Origin of the sequence: Thermomicrobium roseum DSM 5159 (genome assembly GCF_000021685.1) — a bacterium.
GTDB classification, from domain to species: domain Bacteria; phylum Chloroflexota; class Chloroflexia; order Thermomicrobiales; family Thermomicrobiaceae; genus Thermomicrobium; species Thermomicrobium roseum.
This window is the reverse complement of the sequence record NC_011959.1, coordinates 551777-564604: the sequence shown is the minus strand read 5'-3', so window position 1 is coordinate 564604 and position 12828 is coordinate 551777. Positions and strand designations below refer to the sequence as shown.

General features: G+C 62.3%; 8 protein-coding genes. 5 read left to right on the top strand and 3 right to left on the bottom strand.

From position 1 onward, the window contains the following. Positions 1–40: 40 nt before the first annotated feature. The 3 genes from TRD_RS02620 to mgtE are packed head-to-tail and all read right to left on the bottom strand — an operon-like array spanning position 41 to position 3631. Entirely contained in the window at positions 41–1264 is a 1224-nt protein-coding gene (locus tag TRD_RS02620; RefSeq protein ID WP_041435930.1) for an MFS transporter, read from the bottom strand. Between the two features lie 14 nt (positions 1265–1278). Beyond that, positions 1279–2226, bottom strand: a complete 948-nt coding sequence (locus TRD_RS02615; RefSeq protein ID WP_052294043.1) for an MBL fold metallo-hydrolase — start codon at positions 2224–2226, stop codon at positions 1279–1281. Positions 2227–2272: 46 nt separating this feature from the next. Further along, on the bottom strand, positions 2273–3631 hold the full coding sequence (gene mgtE, locus TRD_RS02610; RefSeq protein WP_012641968.1) for a magnesium transporter: 1359 nt from the start codon (positions 3629–3631) through the stop codon (positions 2273–2275). A gap of 700 nt (positions 3632–4331) precedes the next feature. On the opposite strand from mgtE, the gene TRD_RS02605 reads away from it, so the two are divergent. The 5 genes from TRD_RS02605 (at position 4332) to TRD_RS02585 (ending at position 12591) form a co-directional block, all read left to right on the top strand. Next, on the top strand, positions 4332–5588 hold the full coding sequence (locus TRD_RS02605) for an NAD(P)/FAD-dependent oxidoreductase (protein WP_012641967.1): 1257 nt from the start codon (positions 4332–4334) through the stop codon (positions 5586–5588). A gap of 168 nt (positions 5589–5756) precedes the next feature. Continuing rightward, positions 5757–8561: a 2-oxoglutarate dehydrogenase E1 component gene (locus TRD_RS02600; RefSeq protein WP_143714605.1), complete on the top strand. Its 2805-nt coding sequence runs from the start codon at positions 5757–5759 to the stop codon at positions 8559–8561. Positions 8562–8581: 20 nt separating this feature from the next. Beyond that, a complete protein-coding gene (odhB, locus tag TRD_RS02595) occupies positions 8582–9901 on the top strand; it encodes a 2-oxoglutarate dehydrogenase complex dihydrolipoyllysine-residue succinyltransferase (protein ID WP_012641965.1) in 1320 nt (439 codons plus the stop codon). A gap of 5 nt (positions 9902–9906) precedes the next feature. Beyond that, on the top strand, positions 9907–10743 hold the full coding sequence (locus tag TRD_RS02590) for an alpha/beta fold hydrolase (RefSeq protein WP_012641964.1): 837 nt from the start codon (positions 9907–9909) through the stop codon (positions 10741–10743). Between the two features lie 222 nt (positions 10744–10965). After that, the gene (locus TRD_RS02585; RefSeq protein WP_012641963.1) at positions 10966–12591 is read left to right on the top strand and encodes a thiamine pyrophosphate-dependent enzyme; all 1626 of its coding nucleotides are present in this window, start codon (positions 10966–10968) and stop codon (positions 12589–12591) included. The last annotated feature ends 237 nt before the right edge of the window (positions 12592–12828 follow it).

The following is a 12828-nucleotide window of genomic DNA, read 5'->3' as shown; positions in this document are numbered from 1 at the left end:
ACCTGCGTCCATCCTGAGAACCGAGAGCGGAGCGATCGAATCAGGAAACGCTCTGAGCTCTGTAGGAGGCGTGTGCGCGAGCCACCCCCAGTCCCCAGAAAAGCAACAATGCTGCGATCTCCAGTACCAGGGTCGCACCGATGGTTCCTCGAGAGCCTAGTTGCTCGTACAGATAACCGAGCACGGCTCCACCGGCCAGCCAGGCTGTCCCGAACACGGTATTGAAGACACCGTAGGCCAGTCCGCGCGCCGACGGAGCGGAGAGTTCGCCGACCGCCGCTCGCATCGTCGTTTCGACGAGTCCCATCGCGATTCCCCAGACGACGACCCCCGTGATAATGAACCCGGTGGTCGACTGCAACGCAGCAGCCGTTCCCAACGCGATGCAGATGGGTACCGCTGCCAAGGTACGCAAGCCGAAGCGATCGTATCCCCAGCCTGCGATCAATGCGATCCCTCCGTCCACCCCCATCGCGACCGCGTAGAGCAGTGGTATCAACGGCGGACTGAACCGACCAGTCTGTTCCACATGATACGAGAGGAGAGCGAAAGGGACGAATCCGAGAGTGGTCAACGCCGTAAAGAGCGTGTAACGCCAGAACGGTCCGCTCAGCCGACGGGAGCCGCTGGCTTCCGTCGGGCGGTTCACGCGTGGAGTAACGCTCTCGAGCGACTCTGGCTCCGGCTCCTGCCTCCACGCAAGGACGAGAATGACGATCGCGAGGATCGCAGGAATCGTGAGCAGCCCGAAGCCGAGCCGATAACCGGCTTCACCGTCGAAAGTGAGCGCGACTGCGAAGATGACCGGGCCGATCAAGGCACCGAGTTGGTCGAGTGCTTCGTGGATCCCAAAGCCCTTGCCGCGCCCTACCTGGCTGGCTGCATGCGAGAGAATAGCGTCGCGCGAGGGTGTCCGCAGCGCCTTACCTAATCGCTCGAGCACGATCAACGCCGCAGCGAGTTCCCAACGGTGAACCAGCGCCAGCAAAGGTAACGTGGCGATCAAACCGTAACCAACAACCGTCAACAACCAGTGCAGGCGCAAGCGGTCCGCTAGATACCCCGATGCCGTGCGCAGCGCGTAGCCAGCGAACTCGCCGAGACCGGCTACCAGCCCGACTGCGACTGCACTCGCACCGAGCAATGCCAGGTACGGCCCCGTCACACCACGAACCCCCTCGTAGCTGATATCACCGAAAAGGCTGACGAGGCCCAAAAGAATGATCAAACGGTAGGCCCGTCGTTGCAACGACGGCGCGCTCATCGCCCTCTGCGTCCTCATGAACCACTCGCCCATGGCCGATGCGTCCGGAAATAACGGACGTACCCATCCACCGTCATGCGAAAGCTACCGGACGCCCACTGGTACGCAATAACCGGCGCACGCTCACCCAGGAGACGATGGAACTCTCCGTCCGTCAGCTCCTGCAATCGCCCGGCGATCGTCTCCGCATCCAGGCCCTGCTCCAGCAACGCCCCGATCCATCCTGCCCAGAGGAAGAGCCTCGCCAAGAGATCGTCCAGGTGCCAATCGATATCCTCGACTGGTCCGAAGTGACCAAGATAGAGGCGACTCGGTTGGAGACGGCGCAGGCGCTCGATACTCCGGCGCCACTGTCCGAGATCGATATCCGGTGGCGGGGTCGGTGGAAAGACAAAGGGGAGCGCGCTGATCCGGATACCAGCGATGTCGCCAGCGAAGACGGAACCAGTGGCGGTATCCAGCCAGGCATGATGGTGCGAGGCATGTCCTGGCGTCGCCAATGCCCGCAATCGGCGCCCATCACCCAGGTCGATCGCCTCCCCATCCTCGACGACCACGACTCGCTCGGCAGCACATGGGCGAATCGACCCCCACAAGAGTTCCATACGATCGCCATAGATACGAGCAGCGCTCGCCCACAAGCGAGTCGGATCGATCAGGTGCGGCGCACCGAGCGGATGGACATAGACACGCGCATTCGGAAACCGCTCCAACAGGTGCCCAGCTGCTCCGCCATGATCCAAATGGATATGGGTCAGAACGAGATGCCGGACCGCCTCGGGCGGAACGTCCAGTTCTTGGAGCGCCGCTACGAGACGCTCGATCGTCGTACTCGGCCCAGTATCGACGATCGCTACTCCTTGACGACCGACGAAGAGGTATGAGGCGATCACGTTCTCCACACCTTGGAATCGGAGATCGACGAGGTACCACCCAGGTTCCAGTTCGCGCACAAGCTCCATAGTGCCCCCTCCGAAAGGAACCCGCGTAAGCATACGGCGATACTCTTCAACTGTGTAGATGAAGGATGATGCGAGCGACATTGAAGTAGATGACCAGGCCTGTTCCGTCGACGAGCGTCGCGATGAACGGCGACGACACGACCGCCGGATCGATCCCGAGTCGACGCAAGAGGAGCGGCAAGAGCGTCGCGACCGTCACTGCCCACAGCACGATGCAGAAGAGCGCAACGCCCACCGTCAACGAAATCGCCGGATCCACACCCAGAATTTCCGCACGCAGGAAGCCGGCAGTACCCATAACAACACCCGCCAGGAGACCAGCGATGAATTCTTTGGGGAAAATGCGGAAAAAATCGCGGATACCGATCCCTTCGACCGCCATGGCTCGCACGAGTGTCGTGACGACTTGCGAGCCAGCATTTCCACCAGTCCCGATCAACAGAGGAACGAAAAAGGCGAGAGCGATCGCTTCTTCGAGTTCCTGCTCGAAATGGCGAAGAACCGTCCCCGTGTACATTTCAGCGACGAACAGGAGGAGAAGCCAACCAATTCGTCGCCGCCACAGATAGAAAGGCGTCGCCCGGGTATACGGAACCTCGAGCGGTTGCGAACCACCCAACCGCTCGATGTCTTCCGTCACTTCGCGTTCCAAAATGTCCGCCACATCGTCGACCGTGATGATGCCAAGCAAGCGATCCTCATCATCCACGACCGGTATGGCCAAAAGCCCCTCCTCGACGAGCAAACGCGCGGCTTCCTCCTGATCGGCGGTGGCGCGCACTTTCACGATGTCACGCGTCATGATCTCGCCCACAGTCCGGTAGGGCGGGCTCAACACGAGATCACGCATGGAGACAACGCCCAAGAGGTGATTCGCTTCGTCGACGACATAGGCGTAGTAGATCGTCTCGACTTCCGCAGCCACCTTCCGCAGCGCCGCGATCGCCTGGTCAACGCGGACATCCGGCAATAAAGCGACGTACGAGGGTGTCATCCGCCCGCCAGCAGTCTCGGGCGGATAGCTCAAAAGCTCCTGCAGCTCTTGCGCTTCGAGCGGTTCCATCTCGACGAGGATCTGACGGGCCTCGTCGGGATCGAGACGGGCGAAGACATCGGCCGCATCATCAGGGGCCATCGCCTCCAGGACATCCGCTGCCTCTTGCGAACTCAACCGTTCGAGCAAATCAGCCGCATCGCTCGGATCCAGCTCAGCCAGGAACTCCCCGAACGTCTCGTCGCCGAGGAGTTCGGCGAGGCGCGCGAGTTCGAAGGGCTCCAGCTCACGGAGAACAGCATAAAGCTGCCGTTGCTCGACGAGTTCCCACAAGAGATCCTCGACCGTTTCCCGTTCTCCACGCTGGAGAAGTGAGCGGAGCTGCATCTGGATGTCCATTTCCGTGGCCATACGGTCTCCCTTCCCAGCTTCCGCCGAAGACGTCGCCGCAGCTCGCCGTATGAGAGGCTCATCCAGCTCTCGTGCGTCCCGCCGCTCGACGAAAGCACGACGCGGCTGCTCTCATCGTTCGCGATGTAAGAACCTTTGGTGCCGAGGGAACGCTCGGCGCACCAGCGACCTGCTCCGTTGTGGCTGGTCTCACCCGGCCACCCCGGAGAGTCGCGTCTGCGCCATGTGGGGTCAGCCGGGGAACTCGTTGGAGTGGCGACTCGGACTCGACACGTCCACCGCTTCTGCCGTCCCGTTCTCGATGCCCAGATCCGGTCAGGAATGACCGGTCTGGCTCAGCCCAGTGTACGCTGCGAGTAGCGAACTGGCAATGGAGCAGCCCTGCATTCCGACTCGGTGGTCGCAACCCCCCAGTCGACTCGATGAGCACTGCAGCGCTCGCCGGCAGGACTCCCCTTCCAACGTGACTCGAAGTGCCATCACGGCCGGTGCGGCGCGCGATGTCTCCTCCATCATCAGCGCGTGCCACAGTCGCCACGAGACGCTGTAGTCCAAGAAGGAGCGACGACCGAAAGGACCTCGGCCACGCTCGATACAGACGCCCGCGCACTCGCCCTCGGGGGCATACTCAATACCGCGACGGAGCCGATACTCCTCTATTCGACTGGATCGGCTCGGTTCCAGAAGCAGCGAGCGGAGTATGGCCAAGCAGATAGGTCGATTCGATGCGATCGTCGTGGGAGCCCGGATCGCTGGCTGCGTCACTGCCGCTGCCCTGGCACAGCTCGGGTGGTCGATCCTGCTCATCGAACGAGCGCGGTTTCCACGCCCGACGCTTTCGACCCATCTCTTCTTCAGCGATACGCTGCATGCCTTCCAGCGAGCTGGTCTTCTGGAGCCAGTTCTCCGAATCGGAGCACCACGTCTTCGCTGGCTCCGTTTTCCTTACGTGGCCGCACCTTTTCCGGAGTCAGGAGAGTTCGACTTCGCCCTGTGCATTCGCCGCGACGTGCTCGATACCGCGCTTTTCGAGACAGTGAGATCGCTTTCCAACGTGACCGCACTGACGAGTGCTCGGGTAACTGCCGTCCGTCGGGTGGACGATCGGAGATGGGATGTCGTCGTCGAGACGACGAGCGAAGAATGGCTCGCCTCGGCACCGCTCGTGATCGGAGCCGATGGAAAGGATTCGATTGTTGCCCGCCAGGTCGGAGCACCCGTTCTCCAGGAGATTCCTCCCCTCTTCGCCTGGTACTACACGTACGTCGACGACTTACCATGGGACAGCGACTTGGCTGCGCTCGCCTATCGCGGCGACTATCCGGAGATCGGAGCAGAGTACGCCGCTGCTTTCCTCTTCCCCTGCGACGCTGGTCTCACGCTCGTCGGCTACGGGGTGGAGCACCGGGCCTTCCCGGCATTCCGCCGCGATGTCACCCACCACTTTTTCGCTGGACTCCGCCGTATCCCTGAGATCTGGGAAAGGTTCGCTGCGGCACGCCAAGTCGCTCCGATCCGCGGTACGGGCCACCTGCCGAATTTCCTCCGCCAGGCTTCTGGCACCGGCTGGGCGCTCGTCGGCGACGCTGGCTGTCATCAAGACCCGCATAGCGTGCAAGGTATGGGAAATGCAGCGCGCAGCGCCTGGTTGCTCGCTGAGGAACTCGCTCGGGTGCAGACCGAGGGCATCGATCTCCAGCAGGCACTCGCTCGTTATGCCAGCCGACGAGACGATGATCTTCTTCCCATGTTTGCGTTTACGACGTTCGAGTTGCGGCGAAGGCTTCCCGATGACATTTGGGAACGGTTCGAAGCGCGAACGCGCGAGGATCCCCACCTGGCCTCTTTACGCGTCGCGGCCATGGTACACGCGATTCATCCGGCGACTGTCTATACCCCGGAGCGGGTCGTGTCTCTCGCCAACGGTGAGGCCGTCCTACCTCTCCACTCGGCTTAAAAACAATCCTTATGCCTCGTCCAGAATAATCGAATGATCCAACATCGTAGCGGTGCATCGAGGAGTATCATTGGTATGCGGCATCCACAGGCTCGGTGGCATGCGGCCGAGAACCTGGCGAAGTGTCCCGAGTCTCGGTGCCGAAGCGAAAGCGACGAGGTGGGTGCCATGGTGAATCAGCAAGAGGCACTCGAGCGGCTAACCGGCCTGAACCTTGGTTACATTCTGGAACTGTACGAGGTCTACCGTCGGGATGCGACGGCCGTCACGCCGGAGTGGCGGGCATTCTTCGAGCAGTGGGGACCTCATCTCGAGCAGCTCGCTGCTCCGTCGCCGGCCGCTGCGATCGCAGGGCCGGCATTCGATTTTACGAAGGTCGCTGCTGTCGTTCAGCTTGCGCAACGGATCCGTCACCGCGGCCATCGTGCTGCACGCCTCGATCCACTGGGGAGCCCGCCACCCGGTGATCCCGCACTCGACCCAGCCTACCATGGGCTGACATCGCAGGACCTCGAGCATCTCCCAGCCACGTTAGTCGGTGGGCCGGCCGCCCAGGGTGCTCGCAATGCAGCCGAAGCGATCGAGCGCTTGCGTGAGATCTACTGTGGGACGATCGGCTACGATTACGGCCATTTGCAGGATCGCACCGAGCGCGAGTGGCTCGAGGAAGCGATCGAGTCCGAGCGCTATCGCGTTCGCCTCTCACCAACGGAGAAGCGTGCGCTGCTCGAGCGGCTGACCGCGGTGGAGGTGTTCGAGCGCTTCCTCCACCGAACCTTCGTCGGGCAGAAGCGTTTCTCGATCGAGGGCACCGATACGCTCGTGCCGATCCTCGACGAGATCCTTCGCCAGGTCGCCGAGACGGGTATCCCGAAAGTCGCGATGGGCATGGCGCATCGCGGCCGCCTGAACGTGCTGGCCCACGTACTGGGCAAGCCGTACGAGCAGATTCTGGCCGAGTTCATGGGTCTCGATCACCGGGAACCTGTCGCCCTCACCGAGGGCGGCACCCTCGGCTACACGGGCGACGTCAAGTACCACATGGGCGGTATCCGTGCCGCCGGTCAACTCCAGGTCATTCTCGCCCATAACCCCAGTCACCTCGAGTTCGTCGATCCCGTCGTCGAGGGCATGGCACGCGCTCTCCAGGAACGACGCGACCGACCGGGTGCACCCGAACAGGACGTCGATGCCTGCTTACCTATCTTGATCCATGGCGACGCTGCTTTCCCTGGCGAGGGCATCGTTGCCGAAACGCTCAACATGAGCGGTATTCCTGGTTACGCGACTGGCGGAACGCTTCACATCATCGTGAACAATCAGCTCGGCTACACCACCGAACCGCAAGAAGGTCGCTCGACCTTCTACGCCTCCGATCCTGCCCGCGGTTTCGAAATCCCGGTCATTCACGTCAACGCCGATGATCCGGAAGCCTGCCTCACCGCCGCTCGACTCGCTTTCGCCTATCGCCAGCGATTCCACAAGGATGTCCTGATCGACTTGATCGGCTATCGTCGGTGGGGTCACAACGAGGGCGACGAGCCGACCTTCACGCAGCCGGTGATGTATCGCCGGATCGCGGAACACCCAACGGTTCGTGAACTCTGGGCCCAGCGACTCGTCGCCGAAGGAATCGTGACGCGAGACGAGGCAGCTGCTCTCGAGCAGGAGCTGTTCGGTAAGCTCCAGCATCTCCGCCAAGAAGTTCTCACCCGGGCGCAACGAGCCGATCAGGTGAACGGAAGCATCGGATCAGGTGCACCCAAGCTGCCGACGATCGCGACCGCCGTACCGCTGGAAACGCTCAAGGAACTCAATCGTCAAGCACACACGCTCCCAGCGGGGTTCAATCTGAATCCGAAACTGCGTCGGCAGTTGCAGCGCCGGCTCGAGGTCGTCGAGCGCGAAGAGGTGATCGACTGGGCCCACGCGGAACTGCTCGCCTTCGCCTCGCTTTTGGCCGAGGGGATACCCATTCGCCTCACTGGCCAGGACACTATTCGCGGCACCTTCAGCCAGCGGCACGTTGCCTTCTACGACTTCGAGACAGGGGAACGTGTTATTCCGCTCCAGCAGATGCCGGCAGCTCGGGCGAGCTTCGCCGTGTACAACAGTCCGCTCTCGGAAGCTGGCCCGCTCGGGTTCGAATATGGGTATAGCGTCCAGGCTCCGGATGCGCTCGTGCTCTGGGAAGCGCAGTTCGGCGACTTCGCCAATGTGGCGCAGGTCATCATCGACCAGTTCATCGTCAGTGGATGGGCCAAGTGGCGCCAGCGCTCGGCGCTCGTCCTCCTCTTGCCACACGGCTACGAAGGCCAGGGCCCGGAGCACTCGAGCGCGCGGTTGGAGCGCTTCCTCCAGCTCGCTGCCGAAGATAACGTGCGAATCGCCAATTGCACGACAGCTGCCCAGTACTTCCATCTGCTACGACGCCAGGCCATCCTGCGCACGGTGGACCCGCGTCCGCTCATCGTCATGACGCCGAAGAGTCTCCTGCGTCATCCGCGTGCCATGTCACCAATGCGCGAACTCGCTGAGGGCCGATTCCAGCCCGTTCTCGATGACCCCACCGCCCGCCAACGGCCGGATGACGTGACGCGACTCATTTTGTGCAGCGGCAAAGTCTACGTCGATTTGGTCACGAGCCAGTTCGCCGCTACCGCCAGCCATGTGGCCATCGTTCGCGTCGAGGAACTTTATCCCTTCCCGGGTGATGAACTCGCAGCGATTCTCAGGCAGTATCCCAATGCGCGCGATGTCGTCTGGCTGCAGGAAGAGCCGAAGAATATGGGAGCATGGACCTATATGCAACCGCGTCTGCAACCCTTGCTCAACGGGCGGACTCTGCGGTACATCGGTCGGCCAGAGCGTGCAAGTCCGGCTGAAGGGTTCGCCGAAATGCACGAGCAGGAGCAGGCACGGATCATCGCCGAAGCATTCGCTGGCGTACCTGAACCTGCTGTTCCGGCATGAACCGAACGCGAGGGTAGACGATGGCTATCGAGGTTCGTGTGCCGCAGATGGGCGAGTCGATCGTCGAGGCAGTCATCGGCGCCTGGCGGAAACGCGAAGGTGATCCGGTCAACCCAGGCGACGTGCTCGTCGAGTTGGAAACCGAAAAAGTCAACGTCGAAGTGACAGCGGATCGAGCTGGTGTTCTCCAGCACATCCTCAAGCGCGAGGGAGAAACGGTGACCGTCGGCGAGGTCATCGCACTGATCGAGGAGACCGCGCAGGTGACTGCTCCCGTTCAGGAAACCCCTGCCGAAGCGGGCAGAGCACGAGAGCCAGCTCCCTTGCCCGAGGTCACGACAGCCGCAGCGTCGCAACCGGCGCAACCCGCCGGCGGACCAGCGGTTAGGGCGACGCCAGCTGTCAGGCGACTGGCCGAGGAATACGGTATCGACCTCGCTGAGGTACCTGCTTCCGGCGAAGGTGGTCGGGTCACTCGGGAGGACGTGCTCCGTTACGTTGCTCAGCGTGGAGCAGCCGCCCGACCGGCTGACGGTGCGGCTCCCCAGCCAGTCGCAGCGGCCCCACCGCCAGCCGCACCACCGGCACCAGGTGTCACACCACCGGAGGCACCGGTTGTCTTGCCCTTCTCTGCTGCCGGACGCCGCGAAGAACGCATTCGGATGAGCCAGCGACGCAAGACGATCGCCCGGCGGTTGGTCGAGGCCCAGCACACCGCAGCGATGCTGACGACCTTCAACGAGATCGACATGAGTGCCGTGGTCGCCCTTCGCAACCGGTGGCGCCAGCAGTTCCGGGAACGCTACGGCGTGAGCCTCGGCTTCATGTCATTCTTCACCAAAGCTGTCGTCGGTGCGTTGAAAGCTTTCCCCTTGTTGAACGCCGAGATCCAGGGTGACGAGATCGTCGTCAAATATTACTACGACATCGGAATCGCCGTCGCGACCGATGAAGGACTCGTCGTGCCCGTCGTCCGCGACGCGGACCGTAAGTCGTTCGCGGAGATCGAGCGCGAGATCGAAGAACTCGCCCGCAAGGCACGGGAACGACGACTGACGCTCGAGGAACTCAGCGGTGGAACCTTTACGATCACCAATGGCGGCGTTTTCGGCTCTCTCCTCTCGACCCCGATTCTCAATCCCCCTCAGGTCGGCATCCTCGGGATGCACAAGATCGAGGAACGACCGGTCGTGGTCAACGGCGAGATCGTCATTCGCCCGATGATGTACGTTGCCCTCACGTATGACCATCGGATCGTGGACGGTCGGGAAGCTGTGCTTTTCCTCGTCCGCGTGAAAGAACTCATCGAGGACCCAGAACGCCTGCTGCTCGAAGGCTGAACGCGATGAGCGTCACCGAACTGGCGTGGGCAACTACACCGAACGGCACCAAAATCGCGTACGAGCGGCGGGTCGGATCGGCCGGCCCGCCGATCCTCGCCCTTCACGGCGTGCTCGTCGGCACGTCAAACTGGGTTCACCAAGTGCTTCGGCTTCCACAGTTCCAGTGGTTGCTTCCCCATCTGCGTGGGCATGGGAACAGCCCGCCACCCATGCCGCATCAGACCATCGAAGAAGCCGCCCTCGACGTGGAGTCCGTCTTGCTCGCTGAACGGATCGATCGTGCGGTCGTCCTGGGCAACTCCCTGGGTGCGACCATCGCGCTCGCCCTGGCCCTGATGCGTCCCCACCGCATTCATGGGCTGGTCCTCGTTGAACCTTCTCTTCCAGCACTCGCCGGAGAAGAAGAGCGTGAGCGGCTCCGGCACTCGGCTGCCCTGGTTCGCGAACTCTTGGCAGCAGGCCGGATCGACGAAGCCTTGGCCCATTTCCTCGGGCCCCGCCTCGGACCGAATTGGGCAGAGAAGGCCGGTCAGCGCCGACTCGAGGAGTGGCGGCGCAATATTTTTAGTACGCCAGCCTGGATCGACGCCGTTCTCGCCTTCGACCCCGGTCCGGTTCCGCTCGCCGCGATCGATTGCCCCACGCTCCTCGTCTATGGCGCCGAGACCCAGCCAGGCTATCGCCGGACGATCTTCGCCCTCGCTGACTTGCTTCCTCACGCGCAGATCGCTGAGGTTCCTCGCGCCGGACATGGTGCGCCTGTCGATAACCCCGATGCCTTCAACGAGCTCCTTCTCGGTTTCCTTTCCGCGATCGAGTGGCTACCTTCTCCAGGCTGACGAACGAGCCCTCCCCGACAACGAGCGAACCCGTGCAAGCGGCGACGGTACCAGCGGGCACCAAAAACGATGGAACGAATAACCTGCTCCGTGCATTAGAATGAAGCGCGTGGCGCAGTCAGCCACGTCATCGTTTCCCGGCACCGCTGGCCAGAATGACGCGACGCAGCGCTGCACATATCGTCGTTCGGGTCGAATGCGACGTGCGAGAGGAGCAACGCAATGCCCGTGCTGACCGGAGGTCAGGCGCTGGTCGCGCAACTACTCGAGGAAGGGATCGAGATCGTCTTCGGACTTCCCGGTGTCCAACTCGACTGGGCCTTCGATGCCCTCTACGAGGCGCGCGACCGGATCCGCGTCATCCACACACGACACGAACAAGCCACGAGCTACATGGCCGACGGCTACGCTCGCACCACCGGCAAGATGGGCGTCTGCTTGGTCGTTCCCGGCCCAGGCGTGCTCAACGCCATGGCTGGGCTGGCCACGGCCTACGCCTGCAATTCGCGCGTTTTCTGCATCACCGGACAAATCCCTTCGGACCAGATCGAAAAGGGGCGAGGGTTTCTGCACGAGATTCCTCGTCAGCTGGAGGCGCTCCGCTCGGTCACGAAATGGGCTGCCCGAGCGATGCATCCCAGCCAAATCCCCGCACTCGCCCATGAGGCGATCGTTCAGCTCTGGAGCGGACGCCCCCGGCCCGTTGCGCTCGAAATACCACCCGATGTGCTGCAGGCGACTGCTGAGGTGGAAACGATTGCAGCGACACGTCCTCTCCCACCTGACGGGGATCCCGAGCTGATCGAACGGGCCGCCCAACTCCTGGGTACGGCCCAAAAACCGCTTATCTTCGCGGGTGGCGGTATCCTCGCCGCCGAAGCCTGGGAAGAACTGCGGGCGCTGGCCGAACTCCTCGAAGCACCGGTCGTCCTCACGATGGACGGGAAAGGGGCCCTCGACGACCGGCATGACCTCGCCCACAACATCATCGCTGCCCGCGAACTCGTTCCGGAGTCCGATGTCATACTCATCGTCGGCTCCCGCTTCCTCCAGCCAGCGACCTCGGATTGGGGACCTCGTCACCAAGCGGTCATTCAGATCGATATCGACCCGGACGAGATCGGTCGGAACTATCCCCCGACGATCGGCATCGTCGCCGACGCCAAACGAGCGCTTTCGGCACTCCTGGAGCGAGTTCCGCTCTATAACCAAAAACGTGACTCGCGACGGGCGGAACTGCGCGCTCTCAAGGAACGAGTCTTCGATCTGCTCTGGGAAGTCCAACCCCAAGCATCGTTCGCGATGGCGCTCCGCGAGGCGCTCCCCGAAGAAGCCATCGTGGTGAGCGAGAGTACCCAGGTCGGCTACTGGACGTGGAACGCTTTCCCGGTCTATCGACCACGCACCTTCGTCACGTCGGGATATCAGGGGACTCTGGGCTTCGGCTTTGCGACAGCTTTGGGGGCGAAAGCGGGCAACCCTGATCGGCCGGTTCTCTCGCTGAACGGCGATGGAGGATTTCTGTACAACCTGCCTGAACTCGCTACCATGGTGCAGCATCGCCTGGACGTGATCACGGTCGTCTTCAACGACAACGCCTTTGGGAACGTCCGCCGGATCCAGAAGGAACGATTCGGTGGGCACTACATCGCATCCGAGCTCTACAATCCGGATTTCGTCGCGCTCGCCCACAGCTTCGGTATCGAGGGAGTGCGCGTTTCCACTCCAGAAGCCCTTCGCGACATCGTCGCCGATACCGTTCGGAATCCCCGACCCATCTTGATCGAGGTTCCCGTTGGCGAGATGCCGAGCATCTGGGGCATCGTCATGGCCGGGCGGCGCTCCTGAAGATCGCGGATAACTGGTCGTTTTCACTGGTGTCCGCTCGCAGGGCAGGTGACCCGTACGCGAACACGTCTCGACTGAGGTACCGGAAGCACGTTGTCAAAAGAGGGCGACACCCAGCAGAGTACCTGGCACGACTCGCTATCCGGAAGCAGTCGCGAGCCGAGAGCGGCTGAACTGCTCTTCTGATCGTGCACTGCGCGAACCAATGAGAAAATAATGAAGAAAGGGGCGGTGAGT